Here is a 24,855-nt window from a genome sequence, read left to right as displayed (position 1 = left end):
TTCGGGTTGGTTTTGTATCAAAGATAAGCATTTTTCGAAAAACGCCGCAATCTGTTTCGGGGATTACGGCGTTTTAAGGCTCGGAAGATTGTATTTTACCGCGATGCGGCGAGCGACGAGGGGGTGACGCCCTGCGAATCGCGGGCCCAGTCGCCGTGGGCGCGGAGCACCTGCTCGACAATGTCGCGCACGGCGCCTTCGCCGCCCCGGAACTCCGAGACGTAGCGCGACGCCTCGATCACCTCCGCCGCGGCGTCCGACGGGCAGACCGGAATTCCGACCTCGCGCATGCACTCCAGGTCAGGGATGTCGTCGCCCATGTAGATCACGCTCTGCGGGTCCAGCCCTTCGTTGGCCAGGTATTCGCGGAGCGCCGAGATCTTGTCCATGCAGTCGATGTAGAAATGCCGGATGCCGAGCATCCGGAGGCGGTTCTCGAGCGTCCGTCCGCGGCCTCCCGTGATGATGCAGACCTTATAGCCCATTTTGATCGCATAGGCCAGCGCGTAGCCGTCCTTGGCGTTGTAACGGCGGATGAAATCGCCGTCGGCCGTGGGGATGATGCCCCCGTCGGTCATGACGCCGTCGACGTCGAACACGAACGCTTCGCAGCGCGCTATATCTTCTTTGAAGTTTCCCATATACTTTGACTTATAGTTGAATAGATGTTTTTCAATCGGAGGTCGAACGACAGCAGGTCGCTGTGGCGCGCTTTCGTGGCGAAGTCGTTGCGCACGGCGGGTCCCGTCTGCACGTCGAGCGGCGAGCGGGCGTCGCAGGCCTTGGCGGCGGTCTCGGCGATCAGCGGTTTCAGCACGTCGAAATCCAGTCCGGCGTCGTGCACGATGCGTTCGCCCACGGCGTACATGTGGTTGGCGAAGTTGCAGGCGAAAACCGCCGCGAGATGCACCTTTGCCCGCTGCTCGGAGGTGGCCCAGATCACCGCGCCGGAGAGCTTCCGGGCAAATGCTTCCAGCTCGGGGCGCAGCTCGGCCGAGGGGGTTTCGAGGAAGATCGGGATGACCGGGAAATCGACTTCGCGTCCCTTGGTGAAGGTCTGCATCGGGTAGAAGACCGCCCGGCGGGCGAATTTCGCGGGAATGGCCGCGAGGGGTACGCTGCCGGCCGTGTGGGCGACGGCTGCACCTTGGGGTATGGGGAGCGTCGCGGCGACGTGCTCCACGGCCCGGTCGCTCACGGCGATAAGGTAGATGTCGGCATCCCGGGCGAGCATTTCCGGATGCGTCGCCCAGTCGGTTGCGGTGAGTTCCGCGACGATGCGCGCCCGCTCGGCGTTCCGGGCGAAGATCTGCACGAGTTCGAGGTCGCTTTTCGCGACCGCGCGGGCCAGCGCTTCCGCCAGGTTCCCGCTGCCGATGATGACGACGCGTTTCATGGGCTTTTCCGGTTTGGGTTTCACAGCAGGTCTACCAGCCGCACGTTCTCCTGCGACTGGCGGGCCGAGTCTTTCAGCATCTCCAATTCGCGGTCCACGCGGGCGAGTTCGGGGGTCTGTCCGAGGTCGAAGGTGGTCTGTCCCGACCGTTCGACCGCTTCCAGCACCCCGTAGACGGTCATCGACGCGATGTCGTGGGCCGGGGTGAAGGCCGTTTCGCGTTCGCCGTCGCCGCTGCGCACGGCGATCAGCTGTCCGGCCTGCACTAACTGGAACAGCACGTCGTTGACGATGCGCGTGGGCAGGTCGAGCTGCGTGCGAATATCGTCCGCGGGCATGGCGCCTCCCCGGTCGCGGAAATTCCGGACCACAATGAGCATCACGGCCAGCAGCACCTTGCGGCGCTGGTCATAGCTGATCAGGAGCGATTCGCGCTCCTCGCCGAAGCGCGCTATGTTCTGGTAGGCGAACGACAGCTCGCCGCCGAAGAGGAGTATCTCCCACGAGGTCTGCATCCAGATCAAAAAGAGCGGCAGGGCCGCGAAGCTGCCGTAGATGGCGTTGTAGGAGGTCATCCACCGCTGGACGTAGACATAGCCCCACTGGAACAGCAGGAAGATGGTTCCGGCGACGATGCCGGCCATCAGGGCGCTTCCGAAGCGGACTTTGGCGTTGGGGATGATGATGTAGAGGAAGGTGAACATCACCCAGATCACGACCATCGAGGCCAGCCGCGACAGCAGTTCGAAGTACCAGCTGTCGTCGAATCCCACGAGTTCCTGGGCGTAGTTGCCCACGGCGTTGGCCACGATCCAAAGGATCGGCACGATCATCACCACGGCGATGTAGTCGGTCCACTGACGGGTGATGCTGCGCTCGACTTTAACCTCCCAGATGTTGTTGAAGGCGCTCTCGATCGACCCGAAGACCCGGATCACGGCCCAGAAGAGCATCACCAGCGCCACGGCGGCCACCACGCCGCCCTGCGTGCGGGCCAGGGCGTTCTCGGCGAAATCGACGAGGTAGTCGATGATCTCGGGATTCTGGGGGAAGAGGGCATAGAGGTTTTCCGTGAGGCCGTCGGCGAGTCCGAATCCTTTGACGATGGCGAACACCACGGCGGCGATCGGCACCAGCGACATCAGCGTGTAGAACGTAAGCGCCGCCGAGCGGACGATGGTCCCGTGTTCGAGCAGTCCCCGCGCCGTGTAGAACAGCAGGCGGTACTGCTGTACGAGCCACCGCACGACGGGGTTGCGCCATTCGTTCACGTCGCGCCGGAAGATCGTGTCGGTAAAGTATGTCAGGAATTCGCTGAGTTTCATAAGAGACCGTTGGAAATCAGGCAAATATAGTTATTTTAAGCGGATAACCCAAAAATCGTTCCCGATTTTCGTGAAAGCCAGCCGCAGTTCCGCTCCGGGATGCAGTCCGAGGCGGCGCATCAGCTCCTCCGCCGCCAGCGGGAAGTCGCGTTTGAGCACCTCGGCCCCGCGGCCTTTCAATTCGCGTTTCAACCGTCTGGGGTCGTAGGGCTCGATCCGCTCGACGGCGTAAACCCGTCCGAGTACGTCCTGCGGCTCCTCGGCGGCGAATCCGTAGCCGTTCTCGCTCCAGATGGCGGCCTTTTCCGCGAGGTGGAGCCGGGCCAGCCGGGCTTTTTGCAGGGCCACGTCGGGGACCACGAGCCAGCGGCAGCGCGCCGGGTCGAACGCTCCCGGTTCGGGAGCCGCTTCGCCGGGCCGGGCCGAGAAGGAGCCGTGCCCGAGGGCCGTGGCGGTGACGAGCGGTCCCGTGCCGTCGGCATAGACCAGCACCTCTTTGCATTCGCTGCCGAGCGAGAGCACCTCCACGCGGCTGTCGGGAAAGAGCCGAAGGGCTTCGTCCACGTCGAACAACGGTGAGTTTTTGACGCACAGACGCCCCGAAATCCGATCGAGACGCGGTTTCAGGGCGATGATGTCGGGCGAACAATCTTCCAGCCGCACCAGTTTGCGGCCTTCGGCCGAACGGCGGTCGGGATCGGCGTAAATCCAGTCGAAACGCAGGTCCTCCCGCCGGAGATACTCCTCGGCGGAGGTGTTCACGACCTCGATATTCGTTGCGCCCAGCCTCGAAAAGTTTTCCGAAGCCACGCGGGCCAGCATGTCGTTGCGCTCGAGCGTCACCACGCGGCGGAAGCGGCGGCTCAGGAAGAATGCGTCGACGCCCAGTCCGCAGGTGAGGTCCAGCGCCGTGTCGCCTTCGATCCGCTTGTGGGCGGCGCAGGCTTCGCTCGACGCCTGTTCGAAGGCCAGCGGGGGCAGGATGCACTGCGCGGCGGCATACGACGGGAGTTTTTGTGCGGCCCGCGCGAGGTATTTGACCTGTGTGGCGACCAGCCGCGCATGGGGAATCCGGCGGTCTTTCGCCACCTCGAGCGGGTCGCGGTCGCGTGCGGCGGCAATGGCGCGTTGTACCTCGTCGGTCAGCAGGAGCGTGTATTCTTCGGGCGTTATCACGTCCGCAAAGGTACGCTTTTTTTCGGTTCGGCGCTCCATGCGGCGGCGGTTGCGAGGGCGAAAACGAGGTATAGGACCGCCGTCTGCCATCCTCCGAGGGTGTAATCCGCCGCTCCGCCCGGCAGCGAGGCGGTCAGCCGGGCCAGCGCGTTGATCCATCCGGCCGCCGTGCCCGTCACGAATCCGAATGCCGGGGCGAGGACCCCGACCGGTGCGAGCATCCACAGCGCTCCGCCGAAGACCACGACCCCGGCCAGCGCGATGGCCAGCGGATTGACGGCCAGTCCCGCCAGCGGCACGATGCCGAAGGTGTGGGAGACGAGCGGCGCCGTGGCGACGGTTGCGGCGAGCCCGATCAGGTAGGCGTCGATCACGATGTTCAGCCCTTTCCACCGGGTCCGGCAACGGCGGCAGAGCGGCACGCCCCACGCGAGGATGCCCGCCACGGCGAGGAACGAGAGTTGAAAGCTGATGTCCCCGAACCAGTTGGGATTCCACAGCAGCATCCCGAACGCCGCCGTTGCGAGGGCGTTCATTCCGATGTATTCCGAGGCCGAGGCCAATGCCGCCTGCAGGACGGTGCACATCACGGCGGCCCGCACGGCGCTCGGCGGAAATCCCGCCGCCGCGACGAAGAGCCACACGGCCCCGGCCGCCAGCAGGTTTTTCAGCAGGTGTCCCCGGCGCAGCAGCGGCAGCCACCACAACACGGCGTTGATGAGTACGAAGACGATTCCCGTGTGGAGTCCCGACACGGCCAGCAGGTGCGAAAGCCCGCTGCGGGAGTAGCGGGCGCGGAGTTCCGGGGTGATGCCCCGCCGTTCGCCGGCCGCCATGGCTTCGACGACGGCTGCGGCTTCGGGCGCCATCGGCAGCCGGGCGAGGCGTTCCACGGCGGTGCGGTGCAATCCGGCGGATTGCTGTGGCAGGCGTTCGAGGATCGTCCGTTCCGAGACCCACAGCGTTCCGGCATAGCCCCGCCGCCGCATCAGGAGGCGGAAGCTCTCCGCCCCGCTCCGGAAAGGCCGCACCGTGCCCCGGCAGCGGAGGCGTTCGCCGGGCCGCAGGTCGGTGAGCGAGTCGACGTAGAGCCGGACCCGGGCGTCGGAGGGGTGCCAATGTCCGTCTGCGGGGTCGCGCCATGCCGCCACCGAAGCATCGGCCGTGGCATAGCGGCCCCGGTCGGCGGGAAATCCTTCGACGGTAATTTCGTACGTGGTCCCGATGTCCCGCGGCACGGTGGGAGAAGGCGTCCGGAGCTGTGCCGCGGCGAATCCCGCCGTGAGGAGCATCCCCACGGCGGCCGCCTGCGAACGGAACAACAACGCCATGACTCCCGTGCATACGAAAGCCCCTGCGAGAAACCACAGGGGCAGTTCATACCGGCCAGCCAGCGCGATCCCGGCCGCGAACGGCACGAGGAGTTTCAGGACGGGCATGCGGTCGAGCCGTTCGTATATTCGGGACGCTTTCATGGATTTCCCGCTTCTGCCGGTGCGGATGTCAGAACAGCGAGTCGATGTTTTCGCGTATCAGAATCTCGATCGGCGTGTGCTTGATGATTTGTTCGTGCTGTCCGTAAAGGATGTATTCCAGTACGTATTTGATGCTTTGGTAGCCCTGTACGTCGGGGCGTTCCGACAGCAGGAACGACAGGTAGCCTTTTTTCAGGTATTCGATGTTCTTTTGCGTCACGCCGCAGCCGATTACCTTGACTCCGGTGATGCCGTGGTGTTCCAGATAGCTGGCGAAAATGTATGACCGGGAGTTGAAAAGCACGGCTCCGCCGATGTCGTTTTCCCCGGAAAAGAGCCGGTCGAACTCTTTCCAGCTCTGCTCGACGTCCTGGCTGTAATAATTGGCGTAGAGGAATCTGTTTTTGCTCGATACGGTGTCGAAATATTCGAAGAATCCGGCCTTGCGCACGACCGTCTGCAACGAACTCTCGTTTCCCGAACGCACGGCGTGCAGGATGGCGATGTCTTTCTCCTCGCCGATCACGTCCGAGAGGAGCTTGGCTTCGATGTATCCGAGCATCCGCGAATCAGGTCCGAAGAACGCCCGCTGGTTGCACGACGGGATAAGCGTGTCGATGAAGACATAGGGGGTTCCCTGTTCGTCGAGCTTGCGGGAGAAAAACACGGTTTCCTCGCGGAAAGTCGGGCCGATGATCATGGCGTCGCAGGCGTATTCCAACGCCTGGCTGTAAGCCGTGCGGCAGGAATAGAGGTCGAACTGGTCGTAATAGAAGGTTTTCGTTTCGGTGCGGATCTTCGAAAAGTCGTAGAGCGCCTGGTGGATGCCCTTTTCGATCTGTTCCCAATATTCACCCTGCTGATGGCTGGGAAGGACGATCGCAAGGGTGATTTTGCGTTTGACGCCGATGGACGAAACGAGCAGGTTGGGGCGGTAGAGTATCTTTTCGAGCACCTGTTCCACCTTCTTCCTGCTTTTTTCCGAAACGTCGCCCCGGTTGTGCAGCACCCGATCGACCGTACCGACCGATACGCCGGCCATCGCGGCGATGTCCTTGATCTTATAATTTTTGCGATCCATAGGGCGAAAGTACGAAAATATTTTCGATTGGTAATGGATTCCGCTCAGATTCTCAGCAACGAAGCCGCTCCTTCGTCGAGGAAAAGCGCCGCGTCGTCGTGGGTGCGGAGGATCGAAGCCGGACATTTCTCCGAAATGGGGCCGTAAAGCGCGTCGTACACGGCTTTCGCCTTGCGGTCGAGCGGTACGATGCCTACCGCGCAGCGGCACGACATCAGTGCGGGGATGGTCAGCGTCATCGCTTGGTGCGGAACGAGCGATATGTCGGCGAATTCGCCGTCGTGGACCTGCTGCTGCCGGCACGGTTCGTCGAGCGTGGTGATCTTCACCGTTTCGGGATCGTCGAAACGGGCTTCGTGCGGGTCATTGAAGGCGATGTGTCCGTTCTCCCCGATTCCGAGCGACACGATGTCCAGTGGTGCATACCGGAGCAGTTCGCTGTAACGGTGGCATTCCTGACGTCCGTCTCCGGCGCCGGAGTTCATCAGATGGACCTTGCGAAAAGGCTTCCGGTCGAAGATCGCACGGGACAGGAACGTGCCGAAACGCTGCGGCGCATCGGCCGGCAGCCCGATGTATTCGTCCATATGGAACGCTTCGATCCGGTTGAATACGGCGTCTTCGGCTTCGGTCAGCCCTTCCAGGAATTCATCCTGCGAATGCGCCGCTGCGAATACGGCTCGGGCTGCGGGCTGGCCGGCGAGGATGGTTTCCAGTCGTTGCAGGTAGTGCGCCGAGGCTGCCATTCCCATCTGTCGGCGGGTTTTGTAGATCGAGACGTGTAATTTGTCGATGTGGAATTCTTTTATGAGTCCATCCATGGTTGTTGATTATAGGCGTGATAAATTAATAACCGTGTTCGAGCACAAAAATATGGATTTTGCTTCGTTTTCCAAAATAAATTCGGAACAATTTTATAATTTATTGATAACAAGGAGTATATATGCCCATACATTTTCGGTCCGGAACTTTTTGTTATATATTTTTTCATTGAATTGTTGCATGGTATTATTTTTTCACTACCTTTACGGCTGGATAATCCGTGTTCGAACACGAATTGACGCACGGACTGATTTGAAGAGAATACTGACCGAATGAAACCTGACCGAACTTCGCACGACATGGACTCCCGACGGCAATACTATGTTTCCATGACAATCATGGGAACGCTTTTCTTCTTCTTCGGAATGATCTCCTGGGTCAATTCCGTGTTGATCCCTTATTTTAAGGTGACATGCGAATTGTCGCTGGCGCAGGCTTATCTGGTGGGGTTCGTCTTCTATATCGCCTATCTGGTCATGGCTATCCCCTCGTCGATGATGCTCGATGCGGTCGGTTATAAACGGGGCATCAGCTATGGGTTGTTCGTGATGGCGCTCGGAGCCTTGTGCTTCGTTCCCGCCGCGCTGACCCGTTGTTACGCACTTTTTCTCACCGGGCTGTTTCTGCTCGGGATCGGACTGGCCGTCCTGCAGACCGCGGGAAATCCCTTCGTGACGGTGATCGGGCCGATCGAGGCAGCGGCCAAACGGATGAGCGTCATGGGCGTTTGCAACAAGCTGGCCGGGATCATCGCCCCGCTGCTGCTGGGCTACGTCATCATCCGTCCGGGCGATGCGGCGCTTTTCGAGCAGGCCGAGTCCGGGGCGGAGCTTATCGGCGGGCTGCCCCGGGAGATGGTCCTCGACGGGATGGTGCGCCGTGTGATCGTACCCTATCTGATTCTGGCTTTCGTATTGATCGCGTTCGGCCTGTATGTCCGCCGTTCGCCGCTGCCCGACATTGCGGGTGGAAAGAGTGATTCCGCTTCCGGAGAAGGGGCGGGCCGGAGCATCTTCAGCTATCCTTATCTGGTTCTCGGCGTGGTGGCGATGGTGTGCCACCTCGGCACCCAGGCGCTTTGCATCAACACGCTGGTCACATCGTCCGTATCGCTCGGGACCGATATCGCCCAGGCCAAGCTGCTGCCGCCGATGATTCTTTTTTCGACCTTTGTCGGCTTTGCATTGGGGACGGTGCTCATTCCGCGTGTCGTTTCGCAGCTCACCGCCCTGCGGATCGCGTCGCTGCTGAACCTGGCGGCTTCGGTGGCGGCGGTGTGCGTCGGCGGACAGACCTCGTTTTTCGGTGTGGAGACCCACAATGCGATGTGGATTCTGATTCTGATGGGTGTTCCCAACGCATTTCTTTATTCCGGCATCTGGCCGCTGGCGATCCGCGGTCTGGGACGCCACACGAGTCTCGGCTCGGCGTGGCTGGTCATGGCGCTGGCTTCGAGCGGGGTTTTCCCGCTTGTCTACGCCGGTGAGGCAACCCGTTTGGGTGACGCTCAATCGGCTTATTGGCTGATGATTCCCTGTTTCGTCTTTTTATTGTATTATGCGTTGAGGGGATACAGACTGGAATATTGGACCCGCCGCGGTGCGGAAAAAAGATAGAACGATGAAACAGGCGATTGTAAACGGACGGATCATCGGTCCCGCGACAGCGGGCCGGGGCTATGTGGAGTGGGACGGCGGTGTGATCACGGCTGTCGGCGAAGGTGACTATAAGGGGGATGCCGGACTGGTTACCGATGCCGGCGGCGATTGGGTCTCCCCCGGATTCATAGATATTCATACGCACGGCGCCGGCGGTCACGATTTTATGGACTGCACGGTCGAAGCCTATCTGGGTGCGGCGGAGATGTCGGCGCGTCACGGCGCCACGACGATCTTTCCGACAACGCTGGCCAGCACGAACGAGAACCTGTTCGAGACGTTCGAGGTGTTCCGCCGTGCGCAACCGCTCAATACGAAAGGGGCGGACATGCCCGGGCTGCATCTCGAAGGCCCCTATTTCGCCTACAACCAACGCGGCGCACAAGATCCGCGCTACCTGCGCGATCCGCGCCCCGAGGAGTACGATGCGATCCTCGCCGCCAGCGACGATATTCGCCGGATGTCGCTGGCTCCCGAGCTCGACGGTGCGCTCGAACTGGGACGGGTGCTGCGCGCAAAGGGGATTTTGGCGTCGATCGCCCATTCCGATGCGCTGTTCGAGGAGACGGTCGAGGCGTTCCGTAACGGTTATACGCATGTGACGCATCTCTATTCCTGCACCTCGTCGGTCGTCCGCCGCAATGCTTTCCGGTATGCCGGGATCGTCGAGGCCGCCTATTGGCTGGACGACATGACGGTCGAGATCATCACTGACGGCGTGCACCTGCCCGAAAGCCTGCTTCGGCTGGTCTATAAGCTCAAAGGGGCTGACCGGACGGTGCTTATCACCGATTCGATGCGTGCCGCCGGAATGCCCGAGGGCCGTTATGTGCTCGGGGCCCGGAATTCGGGTATGGAGGTCGTGGTCGAGGACGGTGTGGCCAAGCTGGCCGACCGGAGCGCCTTCGCCGGTAGCGTCGCAACGGCGGACCGCTGTGTGAGGACCATGCACCGGCTGGCCGAAGTGCCGGTGCCCGAGGCCGTGAAGATGATGACGGCGACTCCGGCCCGCGTGATGCGCATCGACGACCGGAAAGGCTCGCTCGAAGCCGGAAAAGATGCCGATATTCTGATTTTCGACGATAATATCGGAATTCAACGTGTCGTGATAGCCGGCGAAACCCGTTTTTAGTTATGATGAGACCGATTCATACTTTGACCGTTCTGCTGTCTGCGGGCTGTATCCTGGCGACTGCTGCGAACAGGGAGGGGATTACCCCCCCCCGGCCGGCCGATTCTGTTTTTGTCGATATTTCTGTGCTCGATAACGGTTTTCCGATTCGGGCTTTTTCTGTTGCGCTTCCATCTGTAAAACAAGCTGATACGTTCTTCGATTTCGTAGAGAACGATCTGGTTCCTGCAGGAATCAATACGCTGGTCGTCCGGGTGAACTGGGCCTATGATTTCGAATCGCGCCCCGAGCTGGCCGATCCCGACGGCTGGAACCGTTCGCTGGCCGGCCGGCTGGCCGCATTGTGTCGTGAGAAAGGCATCAGGCTCGTGCCGCTGATCAATCTGCTGGGCCATCAGTCGTGGCACGGCACGGCGGGCAAGTTGTTGCAGGTTTACCCGCAGTTCGATGAAAAGCCGCGGGTGAAACTTCCCGAAAATTACGTCTGGCCCAATCCGGATCGTCTCTATTGCAAGAGTTATTGTCCGAATCATCCCGAAGTGCATGACGTCGTGTTCGACTGTGTGGACGAAGTCGTGGAGGCTTTCGGAGCGACGGATTTCCATGCCGGACTCGACGAGGTGTTCGATTTGGCCGATACGGATTGTCCGCGCTGCGGAGGGTTGGACCCTGCTGAGGTCTTCGCCGGGGAGGTGAACCGGATTGCCGCCCACCTGCGGCGGAAAGGGGTGCGCCTCTGGATGTGGGCCGACCGGCTGATCGACGGTCGGCGCGATGCGAGCGGCTACGGCGAGTGGTCGGCCAGCATCGGCAACACCCACCGCGCGATCGACCGGATCGACCGCAGCGTGATGATGTGCGACTGGCACTACCGCGACGCCGAACAGTCGGCCGTCTATTTCGCCATCAAAGGTTTCGATGTCGTTACCTGCGGCTGGGAGCGTCCCGGCGTCACGCGGATGCAGCTCGACGACATGCTCCGTTTCCGCAGGCACTCTTCGAAATACATGTCGGAGCGTTTCAAAGGCTACATGCAGACCGTATGGTCGGGATTCGGGCAGTTTATGGACGAGTACCACAACGGTTCGGACAAGGAATTTTGTGCGGCCCGGAACTACCGTTTCCTCAAATCCTATTTCCGGCAGTTCTCCGAAGACGGCGGCGGAATCCTTCCGCACGCCGGGGAGGAGAAGGCTCCCGCATTCGGGCAGTGATGAAAGGCAACCTTACTAACTTAATATAAATGATATGCTAAGACCATTACAATTACAGATTTGCGGCGGATTGACGCGGATTTTATCCGTGCTGCTCCTGTCGGTCCTCTGCTGCTCCGCGGCAGTGGCTCAGCAAAATGTTACCGTTACGGGTGTCGTGACGAATGAGGCGAAGCAGCCGATTGTCGGAGCCACGGTCATCCAGGAGGGGACGAGCCGCGGCGCGACGACTGATTCGAAAGGTCGGTTCACGCTGAACATATCCGACAAGAACGCCACCTTGCAGGTTTCGTTCATCGGTATGGCGACACAGTCGGTTCCCGTCGGCGGCAAAACCCGTCTCGAAATCGTACTCAAGGAGGAGGCCGTTTCCGTGGGTGAAGTCGTAGTCACGGCCCTGGGTATCAAGCGCGAAGCCAAGGCATTGGGTTACGCCGTGTCGTCGGTGGGCAAGGAGGACCTGACGGCCGGACGCGAGTCGAACATCATGCAGGCGATGATCGGAAAGGTCGCCGGAGTCGATATTTCGACGACGACGGCCGGCCCGACGGGATCGTCGCGCGTGCTGATCCGCGGTAATTCCCAGCTTTCGGGTTCGAACCTGCCGCTTTACGTCGTCGACGGCATGCCGGTTGACAACTCGCAGCTGCAGGGCGCCGACGGCAAGTGGGGCGGTTCGGGCTTCGACTTCGGCGACGTCATGTCGTCGATCAATCCCGAGGACATCGAGAACGTCACGATTCTGAAAGGCCCGTCGGCTTCGGCGCTTTACGGTTCGATGGCCTCGAACGGCGTGGTGATGATCACCACCAAATCCGGTTCGGCGCGAAAGGAATCGCTCGGCATCGAAGTGTCGTCGAACATCAGCTTCACGACGTTGCTGTCGAAGTTCGACGATTACCAGCGCGTTTACGGACAGGGGCGCAACGGCGTTATTCCCCTCACCGATTCCGACGGCCGCGGCACGACACAGGTCGCCTGGGGCGGCAAGCTCGATCCCAATATCATGATCCAGATCTACAATGGCGAGTGGAAGCCCTATGGCAACGTGAACAACAACGTGCTGTCGTTCTTCGATACGGGTTTCACGGCCCAGAACTCGGTGTCGCTCTCCAACGCGACCGAAAAGACCTCGTTCCGCTTCGCCGTGACCGACATGCGCAACAAGGATATCGTTCCCAAGTCGGAATTCAACCGCACGAACATCACCATGCGCGGCACGACGAAACTGGGCAAGACGATCTCGGCCGATGCTTCGGCGTCGTATATCTACGAAGACGTGAAGAACCGTCCGGCGCTGACCGACAACGCCAGCAACATCGGCAACGCGCTGATCGGCATCGCCCCGAACTTCGATCAGAACTGGCTGGCCGACTCCTACAAGGACGCGAACGGCAATTACTACCAGTGGAACGGCAGCGACTACCGCTTCAATCCCTATTGGGTCATCAACGAGATGCGCAACGAGTCGAGCCGTTCGCGGTTGATGGGCAATGCGCGTATTTCGTGGGACATTACCCCGTGGCTGAAACTGGCGGGGCGCGGCGGACTGGATACCTACAATTTCCGGGCTACGACTTTCTCGCCCATTTCGACGCCGCGGCAGGTCGAGGGCGCCATCAATGAACGTGTCATGAACGTCACGCAGACGAACCTCGAAGCGACGCTGACCTTTGCGAAGAAATACGGCGATTTCGACATCAACGCTTTCGTCGGCGCGAGCCTCTGGCGGAACAAGAACGAACAGTTCACCACCGAGGGTCTCAAACAGGTGATGCCGGGCGTGGACGACATCAATGCCTTCGAGCGGATCAATACGACGCACGGTCTCTATAAGAAAGAGGTGCGTTCGATGTTCGGTTCCGTAAGTCTCGGTTACAAGGGGTTGGCCTATCTCGACGCCACGATCCGCAACGATGTCTCTTCGACGCTCTGCCCGGAGAACCGTTCCTACTGGTATCCGTCGGTTTCGGGCAGCCTGATCTTTTCGAGCCTTTTCAAGCACGGCGACTGGTTCTCGTTCGGCAAACTGCGTGCTTCGTGGGCCAATGTCGGCGGCGATACGGACCCTTATCAGCTTTATCTCGATTTCGGAACGAAGGGGTTCAAACTCAACGGACAATCGCTGGGCGAGGTTGCCAGCACCGTGATTCCCTATTATGATTTGAAACCCACGGCCAGTTACTCGATGGAGGTCGGTCTCGACGTCCGTTTCTTCCAGAGCCGGCTGAGTCTCGACCTGACGCTCTACCAGCAGACGACCAAGAATCAGATCATGAGCCTGCCGATCTCTTCGAGTTCGAGCTTTACGCGGGCGCTGATCAACGCCGGCGAGATCCGCAACCGTGGCATCGAACTGGCTGTGACGGGCGTTCCTTTGAAAATCAAGTCGTTCCAATGGGAGACGACCTTCACCTATGCCACCAACGACAACAAGGTGCTTTCGCTGCATCCCGACGTCCCGTCGTATGAGCTGACGGCGGCACGCTGGGCCAATGCCTACATTTATGCCATGGAGAATCAGCCTTACGGCGTGATCGTGGGTCAGGCGCAGAAGCGCACGCCCGACGGCCGCGTGATCGTGGATGAAAAGGGCCTGCCGACCTTCGACACCAACGTTTCGGTGCTCGGCAAGGGCACCTACGCCCATACGCTCGGCTGGTCGCACAACTTCACCTGGAAAAACCTGAACCTGCGTCTGCTGTTCGATGCCAAGTTCGGCGCCGACATGTATTCGATGTCGATGATGCAGTCCTATTACAACGGTACCGCGAAGGAGACGCTCAAAGGGCGCGACGCCTGGTACCGCTCCGAACAGGCCAAACGCGCCGCCGGCTCTCCCGCCGACTGGAAAGCCACGGGCGGTTATCTGGTCGATGGCGTGAAGGTTGTCGGCAAGGATCCCGAAGGCAATCCGATCTACGCAGAGAACGACATCTATGTCAACCCGCAGTCCTATTGGCAGTCGTTCCAGGACGTGTCGCCCGAACCGTTCATCATCGACGCTTCGTATGTCAAGTTCCGTGAACTGGCGTTTTCGTTCGACTTCCCGAGGCGCTGGCTGCGCAAGACGCCTATTGCCGGCGTTCAGTTGACGGCTTTTGCCCGCAACCTGTGCATTCTCTATACGAACGTGAAGAACATCGACCCCGAATCGTCCTACTATAACGGAAACGGTCAGGGTTTCGAATACGGTTCGCTGCCTTCGAGAAGAACCTTCGGTTTCGGCATCAAAGTTAAATTCTAAACGATCTTGCGACCATGAAAAAGCTATCATTATATCTCTTGTCGGCGCTTGCGGCCGTTGCCGGCGGTTGCAGCGACCTGACCGAACTGAATGTCAACCCGACGAAAGCCAACGGAAGCATCGATCCTTCGCTGCTGGTTCCGACCATCCAGATGTCTCACTCGATGGGCCGTCAGAATGCGGCGCGCTTCTTCACTTATCCCGGCGAATGGGTCAACCATTGGAGCGGCTCGTGGGGAAATGTCGAATACGGCGGCAAGGGTATTCGCAACAACGGTTACTTCGCCCGTCTGTGGCAAGACCTGTTCTATCCCGAGGCTGTGAAGAATATCGTGGCGCTCGAAAATATCGCCGACAACGATCCCGAACTGGTCAATTACAGCGCGATCGCCAAGGTGCTGCGTGTGGAGACCTTCCTCAAACTGACCGACTGCTACGGTGACGTTCCCTATTTCGAAGGAGGACAGGGCTATTACCAGTCGATCTTCTCGCCCAAATACGATCGGCAGGAGGCTATTTACAATGATTTCTTCGAGCGTTTGGACGGTGCCCTCGCGCAGTTCGACGCTTCGAAGTCGTCGCCTTCGACGGATTGCTATTTCGGGGGCGACGTGGAGAAGTGGAAGCGTTTCGCCGCTTCGCTCAAACTGCGCGTGGCGATGCGCCTGATCAAGGTGAAGCCCGATGTGGCTCAGCAGAAGGCCCGCGAGGCGTTCGCCGCAGGGGTGATGACCTCGAATGCCGACATCGCGGCCGTCAAACACGCCGAGGATTACGAGACGCTCGGGGCCGGCAACGGCTATGCCGACATCATTCTTCAGGTGACGGGCAATACGGGTCTCGGCATCACGCAGTACAAGATGACCACCGAGTTCTTCAAATCGCTCTGTGCGATGGACCCGCAGCAGTACACGACGCCTCCCTATCGGCGTTATCTGGCGCTCGATCCGCGTCTGTTGCTCATAGCGGGAGTTTATGTGACGACCTCGGGAGCGGGGCTTCCCGCGTGGGGCGACGCGGTCGAGGTGACCGAGCTGATGCGCAAGTTCAATGCCGGATACGCCGGCAATCAGGGGCCGGCCGATCTGGCCGCGACTCCCGACGGTTACATCAACATCGGCGGTTATCTCACGCTGCCTGCTCAGGATTTCACCTACGGCGGCGGCAACCAGGGACCCGGAGAGAACGGTTACCAGGGTGCGGCGAAGACCCGTAGTGTCTGGGCTCAGGGCATTACGTCCGCTATGGTCGATGCCGCAACGTGGATGACCGAGGACGAACGCGCCGAACTGAAACGTGCGATCGGCAGCTATACGGTGCCCCATGCCATGTATCGTCTTTCGCCTTCGCGGACCATCATGGCCGTGGACAGCCCGTGGATTCACATGAGCTATGCCGAAACGCAATTCCTGCTGGCCGAGACGACCGTCCGCGGCTGGGGAATCGACACCGAGACGGCCGAGTCTCGTTTTGCCAAGGGCTACGAAGCGGCCGTGAAGCAGTTCTCGCTGTTCGGGGTGAGTGCCGCCGACATGCCTTCGGATGAGGAAATCCGGGATTATATGACGACCTACCTGCTCCCGGAGGTGGCGGCGGGCGGCACCCGGGCGCTCGAAGAGATCAACAAGCAGATCTGGATTCTTCACTTCATGGACCCCATCGAGGCGTGGTCGAATCTGCGCCGTACGGACGGCATGCCTACGGCCTACTGCAAATGGTACAACCGTTATCCCTCCGAGAACCAGTCGAACGGCCAGCGTCCGCTGCGTCTGACCTACCCGATTGAGGAGCAGAGCAAGAACGCCGCGAACTGGCAGGAGGCCGTCGACCGCATGGGCGGTTCGGACGACTGGACGGTGCCGGTATGGTGGGATGTGCAGTAAGTGTTTAACCCGAAAAACGATACGATTATGAAAATGCTGAAATACATATTGTTTTTGCTGGCTGGACTCGTATGTCTCGCTTGTAACGAAGATGAAGGCAATCCGCCTTTCGCTGCCGACGAACTTTACATTTACGATCAGACTGCCGAGTCGTTGACGGCCGTTGTCGGCCAGGAGTTTAAGCTGAGTCTGATCGTCTCTCCGAACGACGGTTCGGTCGAGTGCACCTGGCTGCTCGACGAGCAGGCGATCGGCCATTCGAAAGACCTGGTCTATACGTTCTCCCAGCCGGGGACCTTCGCCCTGCGTTTCGAGGCCGTTCGCGGCTCGCGGGCCATCTCGATGCGCTATACGCTCTCCGTAACGGCTCCCAATTGACCTTTTGCGTCCCGATGTCCGGGAATCCGGACGTCGGGACTTTCTTCAACTCATGGAAAAGACGATGAAATCCGAAAGACTGCTATCGCTCGACGTCATGCGCGGCATGACGATCGCCGCCATGATTCTGGTAAACAACCCCGCCGTATGGGGCAAGGCCTATGCGCCGTTGCAGCATGCGTTTTGGCACGGCATGACGCCGACGGACCTGATCTATCCGTTTTTCGTCTTCATCATGGGGGTGTCGGCCTTCTTTTCCCTCTCGAAACGGTACGAGGGCGCCGGCCGGGAGGCTTTTTCCCGGATTCTGCGCCGCAGTGCGGTCATTTTCGGCGTGGGGCTGCTGTTGCAGGAGATCAGCTATTTCGGTTACGGCACGGCGAATTTCCTCTCCGGGCAGACGTCTGCCGATGCGACTTGGTTCGAGACGGTTTTTCCGTTCCGGACGTTCCGGATTATGGGAGTGTTGCAGGGATTGGCATTGGTTTATCTGTTCGGCTCCGCGGCGTTGCTCTGTCTGCGTTTCCGGCATCTGATCGTTGCCGCCGGAGGGTTGCTGATCCTCTATCTGGTGCTGCTTCAAACGGGTAACGGCTATTCGCTTTCGGCCGACAACATCATCGCGGTGGTGGACCGGGCTGTTTTGGGCGAGAGCCATCTTTACAGGGAGTGGCTGCCGGACGGCTCGCGGCTGGCTTTCGAGCCGGAGGGGCTGTTGAGCACCCTGCCGCGGATCGCGCAGTTCCTACTGGGATGCGCCGCCGGGCGGATACTGCTTGCGAACGAGGATGCCCCGATGCGTTTCGGCCGTCTGTTCGCATTCGGAACGGCGCTGTTCTTTACGGGGCTGTTGCTGCAATACGGCGATCCGCTCAACAAAAAGATCTGGAGCAGTTCGTTCGCACTGGCCACCTCGGGGTTCGCATCGCTGCTGCTGGGGCTGCTGTGCTGGGTGATTGACCTGCACAAACAGGTGCGGTGGACCGGGTTTTTCCGGGTATTCGGTGTCAACCCGTTGTTCCTCTATGTCGCTGCTTGGGTCCTGTCGGTTACGTTGGGCGCCCTTTCAATTAAGAGCTGGTTCTATACGACGCTGATCGACCCGTTGTTCGGCGACGCTTCGGGGTCGCTGGTCTATTCGTTGTGCTTCATTTTGCTGGTTTGGAGCCTCGGATTGGTGTTGTACCGGCGGAAAATTTACATCAAAATCTGAAAACGCTGCCATGAAATACCGTTTTTTGAATATTGCCGCAGCCTTGCTGACGCTTTTGACGGGCATCGTAACCTGTGCTGCCCGGACCGGGGATTTTCCTATCCGGGCCTTCCACCTCGATTTCCGTACCGAGGTGATGACGCTCGACGCCATGAAACGCCTTGTCGATCGGATTTCCGAACAGGGGATCAACACGCTCGTCATGGAGTGGGAGGCCGCTTTCCCCTTCGATAAGCATGCCACGCTGTCGAATGCCTCCGCCTTTACCCGGGAGGAGGTGATCTCGTTTGTCGATTATTGCAGCGGGCGGGGCGTCGAGGTCATTCCCTTGCAGAATTGCTTCGGGCACTGCGAATACATCCTGCAACACGAGCGTTACCGCGCCCTGCGGGAGGACCCCAAAGACCCTTCGCAGGTCTGTCCGTTGAAAATTGCGGAGGCGACGGCCTGCTTTTCGGAACTGTTCGCCGAGGTGGCGTCGCTCCATCCGTCGAAATATTTCCACATCGGCGCCGACGAAACCTATCTGCTCGGTCTATGCGGGAATTGTCGTGCCGTGGCTGACCGGGAGGGGAAATCGCGGCTGTTCGTGGACTATGTCAAGGCGATGTGCGACATCGTGCACCGTCTGGGCAAGACACCCGTTATCTGGGCCGACATCATCCTCAAATACCCCGAAGCGCTCGACGAGTTGCCCGACGACCTGATCTTCGTGGATTGGAACTACGGCTGGGAGCCGGACCGTTTCGGCAAATTGGCCAATCTCTTCTCCCGCGGCGTGAAACTGTGGGGGGCTCCGGCATTGCGTTCCGGACCGGACAACATCTACCTGACGCAGTGGAAAAAACATTTCGACAACCTGGCTGTTTTCGTCGAATATGCGCGGGAGCACGATTACGGAGGCATGATCGAAACGTCGTGGTCCACGAGCGGCACCTACGGCTATTGGTTCGACAACGGGTACGAAATTCTTTCGATGCAGCCTGTGCGGCTGGTTTACCCGATGTCGGCGTTCCGGATTCTCGAAGCGGCCTGCTGCGAGGCTTTCGTGACGGATGCGCCGTTCGAACCGGAAGCGTTCGTGCGGCGGTATGCCCGGACGGAACTGGGGCTCGACGATGCGGGAGCCGGTGTGCTGTGGCGCTATTTCTCAATGCCGCAGGAGACCGTGACGGTCTCGGATTCCGGAGCGAAGGACGCCTCCGGGCGCGATTTGCATGAGGTGATCGACGAATGCGTGCGGATGCGTGACGAACTGGCGCGGCTGAAACCCCGCAAAGGGGCGGAAGAGGCGGCGCACTATCTGCTGATGCTCGATATCCGGATCAATTACCTGCGTTTCAAGGCGGTCGAGGCGCGTTACCAGTCCGCTTCGTTCGACCGCTCCGGGATTCCGGAGCTGATGTCCGGGCTGAAAACGCTGCTCGCCGAAACGCGCACGCTGGACCGTCGTTTTGCACGGCTCAACGGCGGCTATCTCAAAGCGCGTGAAATAGAGTATATGAACACCATGCGTTCGGTGAAGATGAAATTGCTTTACGAACGACTGACAAACAACACCCGATAAGATGAAGAAAACCATTCTTACAACCGCTGCCGTTCTGTTGGCGGCCGTTGGCGGCACTGCCGCAAAGCAGATTGACGTCGTCCCCCGGCCGCTCTTCATGGAGGTCTCGGACAGCGAGGAGTTCCGTCTTTCGGAACCGCTCGCACTGCGGGTCGCAGTCTCCGAACTGCTCCCTGCCGCCCGGATTTTCGCCGGTCAGCTCGAACAGATCGTCTCCTTCGAACCCGACGTGGTTTGCGGGAAGGCGAAGAAAGGCGCCGTCAACATCGCTCTCGACCGGAAACTTGCCGCGGAGGAGTATCGCGTCGAGGTCTCCGGACAGCGCATCGACCTCACGGCCGGATCGCCCCGCGGGGCGTTTCATGCCATGCAAACCCTGCGACAGATCGCCGCCTGCTGCGCCGGAGAGGAGGAAACGACGATCCCCGCGCTTCGGATCGAGGACAAACCGTTTTTCTCCTACCGGGGCATGATGCTCGACGTTTGCCGCCATTTCCGCACCGTGGAGGAGGTGAAACGCTATCTCGACATCCTTTCGCTGCACAAGGTCAATACGTTTCATTGGCATCTGACCGACGACCAGGGGTGGCGGCTGGCGATCGAGAGATACCCGCGGCTTACCGAGATCGGCACCGTGCGCGCTCAGACTGTCGTCGGGCATGCCCGGACAAGCAAGGAATACGACGGCAAGCCCTACGGCAAGGGGATGTTCTACACGGCGGACGACGTGCGCGAAGTGCTCCGTTATGCCGCCGACCGCTACATCGATGTCATTCCCGAGATCGAGATGCCGGGACACGCGCTGGCCGCGCTGGCCGCCTATCCCGGATTGGGATGCCGCGGAGAGGGGTATGCCGTGTCGCCGACATGGGGCGTCTTCGACGACGTTTTCTGCGCCGGGAACGACCGGGTCTTTGAGTTCATGGAGGGCGTGCTCGACGAGGTGATCGCGCTTTTCCCTTCGGAGTATATTCACATAGGCGGTGACGAGTGCCCGAAAACGCGCTGGAAGGAGTGTCCGGTTTGTCAGAAACGGATCGCCGAAGAGGGGCTCGAAGACGAACACGAGCTGCAAAGCTATTTCATGAAGCGTATCGAACGCTTCGTCAATAGCCGGGGCCGCAGGATCATCGGCTGGGAGGAGATTCTCGAAGGGGGCGTTTCGCCGACGGCGACCGTGATGTCGTGGAAAAGTCCGCAGGCGGGGATCGAGGCCGCCAAGCGGGGCAACAAGGTCATCATGGTGCCCTCGAAGTTCAGCTATTTCGACTACTACCAGTCGCAGGATACGGAGCGCGAACCTTTTGCCATCGGCGGCTATGTCCCCGTTTCCAAGGTGTATGGATACGACCCCTACGACCAGCTCGACGCCGGGGAGCGCAAGGCGATTCTGGGCGTGCAGGCCAACCTCTGGACGGAGTACATCTCCTCCATGCCGCATGTCGAGTACATGGTGCTGCCGCGCATGGCCGCAATGGCCGAGAACGGATGGTCGTATGATCGCAAGGACTACGACGATTTCGTGCGGCGCATGCAGTCGTTGCGCAGGATCTACGATCTGTGCGGATTCAACTATGCGAAGCATATTTTCATTCAAAATTGAAACCTGAAACCTATCTTGTAAAATTTACCTACTATGAAACATGTATTGAAAAGAGCGCTGTGGGTGCTGCTGCTCGGAATCTTCGCCGTGCTCGGAAGTTGCAGCGATGACAAGACGGAGACGGTGGCGCCGCCCGTCGTTTCGTTCCCCGTGACGGATGCCGAAATGGAGGTGGATGTGGAGGAGGAGATCACGTTTGAAGCCGTCGTCGAAAACGACGAGGAAGCCAGCTGCATCTGGTATGTGAACGGAGTGGCGGCCGCTTCGGCGCCGACGATGACCTACGCATTCACCCAGGTGGGACTTTATACCGTGCGCTGCGAAGTGTACAACGACGGAGGCCGTATTGCGAAAGTCTATAAGGTGAAAGTCAACGGGATTCCGCTGAAAGTGGAATTTTCCGACTCCGGGAATACGGTTTCCTGCGATCAGGGCGATGAGGTGCGTATTTCGGCAACAGTGGTGGGCGGCGATAAGGAGGTGAAACACTCTTGGAGTATCGACGGCACGGTCGTTTCCGAAACGGCCGATTTCATCCATACGTTCATGGAGCCGGGGACCTTCACGCTCGCCTATGCGGGAGTCAACGCCTATCGGATGACCGCCGCGAAGAGCTGGACAGTCCAGGTGGCCGAGGTCGAACTGCCGCTGACGATCGAATTCTCTCCCGTGCCGGGGGCAGTCGACCGCCATCGCGGCGACGAGGTGGTGATCTCGACTTCGGTAAAAGGCGGTGCCGAGGGGCTCGTACACGAATGGAAGGTAGACGGCGCGGTCGTTTCGTCCGATGCGGAGTTCCGCCGGGTGTTCTCCGAGCTGGGAACTTTCTCGATCTCCTATACGGGCGTGAACGCCAAACAGGAGCGTGTCGAGAAGACCTGGTCGCTGCTTGTCAGCCATTCGGTCGAGGATTTGGAGGAGGCTGCGGCGCTTCCTTCGGTGCTGGTCGATCAGAACAAGTCGATTTCCGTTGCGGAGAATCCCCATGTCACGGCGGTCAACGGCAGTGCGAAAGTGCTCAAAAGCGATATGTCTTCGTCCAGCAATCCGACTTCGGGCCGTTTCTGGCTCGACCTGTCGGGGATGTCCGATCTCGCTTCGTACAGCGCGGTCCGAGTGAAGGTCTGGATCGGGACGAACTCCTATGTGCCTTACATGCAGTTGCTCGATCAGGGCATCAACCGTCGTCCCACGACACTCAACGGACAGCGTTACACGACCGAGGACGAGTGGCGGCAGATCGTTCGGACCGACGAATGGAACGTGCTCGTCTACGATCTTCCGGAGACCTACGGCAAGGAGAATCTCGACGGCGTTGTGACGCTCGATTTCCGTCCGATGTCGAATTTCGACGGGTCCAATGCTCCGGCAGAGAATAACGACCGCATCCTTTACTATGACGATTTCGAATTTCTGAAATAAGCATCCGATTATGAAAAATGCCTTTTTTTCGTATTTCCTGTTCCCGCTGACGTTGGTGTCGCTCGCTTCCTGCTCTTCGTGTTCTTCCTCTTCCGATGAGGGACATGACGGGCCGAAGCCGTCCGTCTCCCGGTGTATCGTCGCCGGTTACTCCAACGCCGGGCGCATTTCGTCGGCGTCGCCGGCCGATTATCCCTATCTGAAATATCCCACGCGGGTTTATTGTTTCGGCATATCGCCCGACGCACAGGGCGTGTGGTACGTCAATCCCGAACGCGAACGGCAGCAGAACACGGTCCGTGCGGCCATGACCTCTTCGCAGGAGGCGTTTCTGGTCGTGGGCGGCGGTGCCACGGCGGGTAACATGTACCGCATGGGGACCGATCCGGCGAAACGGGCGGCTTTCGCCAGGGCGGTCGTGGAGTACGCGCATGCCCGCGGTTTCGACGGCATCGACGTCGATTGGGAGACGGACTGGTCGTCGGAACCGTTCCTGCATGTCCCCGAGGACGATATGGTCGATCTGTTACAGCAGATCCGGGCGCGGATGGCCGAACTTCCCGTCGGCACGAAAGTCCGGCAGTTGACGGCGGCGCTCTCTTCCAGCACGCGCGGCCAGTCGATGGGCGGCCGTATCGCCGATTACGTCGATCATATCAACGTGATGATCTACGATACCTACGGTACCGAGGAGGAGGGTTATCCCCATGCGCCGATGCGTGTGTTGAAAGAGTCGCTTGCGGGCTATGCGGCCGCAGGTGTTCCCAATTCGAAAATTATCGTCGGCGTACCGTTCTACGGGGGCGACAAAAGCGTGTCGCCGGTCATAACGCAGCCTTACAATACGCTCTGTGCCATGGCGGGCGGTGCGATTACGGCTTCTTCGAACTCCTACGGCGGCTATGCTTTCAACGGTGTCGATCTGATGAAGGAGAAGACGCAGTACGTGCTGGACAACGGCTATGCGGGGCTTACGATCTGGGAACTTTCGCAGGATGTGGCCTACGACAGTTCGCTGTCGCTGCTGCGGGCTATCAAAAGCGTTGCCGATATAAAGTGAATCTCCGGAGCCATGACCGAACAACGTAACAGAATAGCCTCTATCGACGTCTTTCGCGGGCTGACGATGTTTTTCATGCTGTGGGTGAACTCTTTTTGGAGTCTGAGCGATGTTCCGCACTGGTTGCAGCATGCGGCCCGCGGTGAAGATATGCTGGGTTTTTCGGATACGATCTTTCCGGCGTTTCTCTTTATCATGGGAGCCTCCGTGCCGCTGGCGGTCGGCAGCCGCCGCGCCAAAGGCGATTCGACGGTGAAGATCGTGTGGCATGTTTTCACGCGAACCTTCGCCCTGGTGGTCATGGGGCTGCTGACGGTCAATTTCGGAGACGCCTTTTCGGCCGCCGGAACAGGCCTTTCCCGCGGGAACTATGCGATGCTCATGGTTTTGGGGTTCTTCCTGGTGTGGAATGTCTACCCGCGGACTGAGAGTGTCTGGAAAAAGCGGGGCATCCTGCTGCTGCAATTCTCGGGAGCGGCGCTGCTGATCTGGCTGGCGGTTATCTTCCGGGGCAGCGACGGTTCGGGGTTCGCCATTCGGTGGTGGGGCATTTTGGGACGGATCGGATGGACCTATCTTTTTTGTACACTGGTATTTCTGGCGGTCGGCAAACGTCTGGCGGCGCATGTCGTTGTCACAGTCCTGCTTGTGGCGGGAGCCTTGTTGCAGGCGTCGGGACTGGTTCCCGGGAACATCCTGCCCAACCAGTTGACGATCTTCGCTTTCGGCAGTACGGGCGTCTTGCTTTCGTTGCTTGTCGAACGCTATGCCGATGTCCGGGCTCCGGGGCGTTTCTATCGGATCGCCCTGTCCGTCGGTGTGGGCATGCTCGCTGCGGGCCTTGTCGCCCACCGCTTCTGGATCGTCTCCAAACTCGCCGCCACGCCGACCTGGTATTTCTACTGCTGCGCGATCTTCTTTCCGCTCTTCGCCCTGCTTTATTATCTGACCGATGTGCGGGGACATGCCCGTTGGTTCGCGTGGGTAAAGCCGGCCGGTACGGCAGCGCTGTCGTGCTACGTGGTGGCTTATGCGTGGAATCCGTTGAAGAACCTGATCTTTTCCGATCCGCTGCTTCGTCCCGAATTTTCGGTCGGGATTCCGGGACTTGTCAATTCGTTCCTCTACGCGCTGTTGCTCATTTGGACCGTCTGGCTGTTGGGCCGCGGAGGGGTGAGGCTCAAAGTCTGATCCTGCCGGGCA

19 protein-coding genes are annotated in these 24,855 nt (G+C 59.7%); 12 read left to right on the top strand and 7 right to left on the bottom strand.

All coding sequences use genetic code 11. From position 1 onward, the window contains the following. Positions 1–95 precede the first annotated feature (95 nt). The 7 genes from BLU78_RS05710 to BLU78_RS05680 are packed head-to-tail and all read right to left on the bottom strand — an operon-like array spanning position 96 to position 7,274. Positions 96–641 (bottom strand): KdsC family phosphatase, encoded by a 546-nt coding sequence (locus BLU78_RS05710; RefSeq protein WP_010261746.1) that lies wholly within the window; start codon positions 639–641, stop codon positions 96–98. Further along, positions 617–1,396 (bottom strand): Rossmann-like and DUF2520 domain-containing protein, encoded by a 780-nt coding sequence (locus BLU78_RS05705; protein WP_010261742.1) that lies wholly within the window; start codon positions 1,394–1,396, stop codon positions 617–619. Before BLU78_RS05705 ends, BLU78_RS05710 begins: the two co-directional genes overlap by 25 nt. Before the next feature lie 20 nt (positions 1,397–1,416). Next, positions 1,417–2,721 (bottom strand): YihY/virulence factor BrkB family protein, encoded by a 1,305-nt coding sequence (locus BLU78_RS05700; RefSeq protein WP_010261741.1) that lies wholly within the window; start codon positions 2,719–2,721, stop codon positions 1,417–1,419. Between the two features lie 30 nt (positions 2,722–2,751). After that, positions 2,752–3,897: a THUMP-like domain-containing protein gene (locus BLU78_RS05695; protein ID WP_010261738.1), complete on the bottom strand. Its 1,146-nt coding sequence runs from the start codon at positions 3,895–3,897 to the stop codon at positions 2,752–2,754. Beyond that, a complete protein-coding gene (locus BLU78_RS05690) occupies positions 3,894–5,372 on the bottom strand; it encodes a ComEC/Rec2 family competence protein (protein ID WP_010261736.1) in 1,479 nt (492 codons plus the stop codon). The genes BLU78_RS05695 and BLU78_RS05690 overlap by 4 nt, the downstream gene beginning before the upstream one ends. A gap of 28 nt (positions 5,373–5,400) precedes the next feature. Then, positions 5,401–6,453, bottom strand: coding sequence for a substrate-binding domain-containing protein (locus BLU78_RS05685; protein WP_010261734.1), 1,053 nt, complete (start codon positions 6,451–6,453; stop codon positions 5,401–5,403). Positions 6,454–6,497: 44 nt separating this feature from the next. Continuing rightward, positions 6,498–7,274 (bottom strand): 6-phosphogluconolactonase, encoded by a 777-nt coding sequence (locus tag BLU78_RS05680; RefSeq protein ID WP_010261732.1) that lies wholly within the window; start codon positions 7,272–7,274, stop codon positions 6,498–6,500. A 273-nt stretch (positions 7,275–7,547) separates the two neighbouring features. Between BLU78_RS05680 and BLU78_RS05675 the strand changes: the two genes are divergently transcribed. The 12 genes from BLU78_RS05675 to BLU78_RS05620 all read left to right on the top strand — a co-directional run bounded on the left by BLU78_RS05675 (position 7,548) and on the right by BLU78_RS05620 (position 24,843). Further along, on the top strand, positions 7,548–8,891 hold the full coding sequence (locus BLU78_RS05675) for an MFS transporter (RefSeq protein ID WP_229096338.1): 1,344 nt from the start codon (positions 7,548–7,550) through the stop codon (positions 8,889–8,891). A 4-nt stretch (positions 8,892–8,895) separates the two neighbouring features. Beyond that, the gene (gene nagA / locus BLU78_RS05670) at positions 8,896–10,065 is read left to right on the top strand and encodes an N-acetylglucosamine-6-phosphate deacetylase (protein WP_010261727.1); all 1,170 of its coding nucleotides are present in this window, start codon (positions 8,896–8,898) and stop codon (positions 10,063–10,065) included. A 254-nt stretch (positions 10,066–10,319) separates the two neighbouring features. Then, a complete protein-coding gene (locus BLU78_RS05665; protein ID WP_010261726.1) occupies positions 10,320–11,279 on the top strand; it encodes a family 20 glycosylhydrolase in 960 nt (319 codons plus the stop codon). Positions 11,280–11,349: 70 nt separating this feature from the next. Further along, complete coding sequence (locus BLU78_RS05660) at positions 11,350–14,526, top strand: SusC/RagA family TonB-linked outer membrane protein (protein WP_231290791.1); 3,177 nt, start codon at positions 11,350–11,352, stop codon at positions 14,524–14,526. A 14-nt stretch (positions 14,527–14,540) separates the two neighbouring features. Further along, the gene (locus BLU78_RS05655) at positions 14,541–16,409 is read left to right on the top strand and encodes a SusD/RagB family nutrient-binding outer membrane lipoprotein (RefSeq protein ID WP_074712030.1); all 1,869 of its coding nucleotides are present in this window, start codon (positions 14,541–14,543) and stop codon (positions 16,407–16,409) included. Between the two features lie 27 nt (positions 16,410–16,436). Beyond that, complete coding sequence (locus BLU78_RS05650) at positions 16,437–16,787, top strand: PKD-like domain-containing protein (protein ID WP_010261719.1); 351 nt, start codon at positions 16,437–16,439, stop codon at positions 16,785–16,787. Between the two features lie 64 nt (positions 16,788–16,851). Beyond that, positions 16,852–18,000 carry an acyltransferase family protein gene (locus tag BLU78_RS05645; RefSeq protein WP_010261718.1) on the top strand — a complete coding sequence of 383 codons (1,149 nt, stop codon included), beginning with the start codon at positions 16,852–16,854 and terminating at the stop codon, positions 17,998–18,000. Positions 18,001–18,010: 10 nt separating this feature from the next. Next, positions 18,011–19,567: a family 20 glycosylhydrolase gene (locus tag BLU78_RS05640; protein WP_010261716.1), complete on the top strand. Its 1,557-nt coding sequence runs from the start codon at positions 18,011–18,013 to the stop codon at positions 19,565–19,567. 1 nt (position 19,568) lies between these two features. Then, entirely contained in the window at positions 19,569–21,170 is a 1,602-nt protein-coding gene (locus BLU78_RS05635; protein ID WP_010261713.1) for a beta-N-acetylhexosaminidase, read from the top strand. Positions 21,171–21,203: 33 nt separating this feature from the next. Further along, a complete protein-coding gene (locus BLU78_RS05630; RefSeq protein ID WP_010261712.1) occupies positions 21,204–22,592 on the top strand; it encodes a PKD domain-containing protein in 1,389 nt (462 codons plus the stop codon). 10 nt (positions 22,593–22,602) lie between these two features. Next, entirely contained in the window at positions 22,603–23,652 is a 1,050-nt protein-coding gene (locus BLU78_RS05625) for a glycosyl hydrolase family 18 protein (protein ID WP_010261711.1), read from the top strand. Positions 23,653–23,664: 12 nt separating this feature from the next. Next, positions 23,665–24,843 (top strand): DUF5009 domain-containing protein, encoded by a 1,179-nt coding sequence (locus BLU78_RS05620; RefSeq protein ID WP_010261709.1) that lies wholly within the window; start codon positions 23,665–23,667, stop codon positions 24,841–24,843. The last annotated feature ends 12 nt before the right edge of the window (positions 24,844–24,855 follow it).

Origin of the sequence: Alistipes timonensis JC136, assembly GCF_900107675.1 — a bacterium.
In the GTDB taxonomy this organism is placed as follows: Bacteria; Bacteroidota; Bacteroidia; order Bacteroidales; family Rikenellaceae; genus Alistipes; species Alistipes timonensis.
Note: the sequence above shows the minus strand (reverse complement) of the source record. Positions and strands in the feature narration are given on the sequence as shown.

Coding starts and splice junctions, on each gene's coding strand:
- BLU78_RS05690 (WP_010261736.1), bottom strand. CDS start 5,372: ATGAAAGCGTCCCGAATATACGAACGGCTCGACCGCATGCCCGTCCTG.
- BLU78_RS05675 (WP_229096338.1), top strand. CDS start 7,548: ATGAAACCTGACCGAACTTCGCACGACATGGACTCCCGACGGCAATAC.
- BLU78_RS05700 (WP_010261741.1), bottom strand. CDS start 2,721: ATGAAACTCAGCGAATTCCTGACATACTTTACCGACACGATCTTCCGG.
- BLU78_RS05625 (WP_010261711.1), top strand. CDS start 22,603: ATGAAAAATGCCTTTTTTTCGTATTTCCTGTTCCCGCTGACGTTGGTG.
- nagA (WP_010261727.1), top strand. CDS start 8,896: ATGAAACAGGCGATTGTAAACGGACGGATCATCGGTCCCGCGACAGCG.
- BLU78_RS05645 (WP_010261718.1), top strand. CDS start 16,852: ATGAAATCCGAAAGACTGCTATCGCTCGACGTCATGCGCGGCATGACG.
- BLU78_RS05650 (WP_010261719.1), top strand. CDS start 16,437: ATGAAAATGCTGAAATACATATTGTTTTTGCTGGCTGGACTCGTATGT.
- BLU78_RS05630 (WP_010261712.1), top strand. CDS start 21,204: ATGAAACATGTATTGAAAAGAGCGCTGTGGGTGCTGCTGCTCGGAATC.
- BLU78_RS05655 (WP_074712030.1), top strand. CDS start 14,541: ATGAAAAAGCTATCATTATATCTCTTGTCGGCGCTTGCGGCCGTTGCC.
- BLU78_RS05640 (WP_010261716.1), top strand. CDS start 18,011: ATGAAATACCGTTTTTTGAATATTGCCGCAGCCTTGCTGACGCTTTTG.
- BLU78_RS05635 (WP_010261713.1), top strand. CDS start 19,569: ATGAAGAAAACCATTCTTACAACCGCTGCCGTTCTGTTGGCGGCCGTT.
- BLU78_RS05705 (WP_010261742.1), bottom strand. CDS start 1,396: ATGAAACGCGTCGTCATCATCGGCAGCGGGAACCTGGCGGAAGCGCTG.
- BLU78_RS05680 (WP_010261732.1), bottom strand. CDS start 7,274: ATGGATGGACTCATAAAAGAATTCCACATCGACAAATTACACGTCTCG.
- BLU78_RS05685 (WP_010261734.1), bottom strand. CDS start 6,453: ATGGATCGCAAAAATTATAAGATCAAGGACATCGCCGCGATGGCCGGC.
- BLU78_RS05620 (WP_010261709.1), top strand. CDS start 23,665: ATGACCGAACAACGTAACAGAATAGCCTCTATCGACGTCTTTCGCGGG.
- BLU78_RS05710 (WP_010261746.1), bottom strand. CDS start 641: ATGGGAAACTTCAAAGAAGATATAGCGCGCTGCGAAGCGTTCGTGTTC.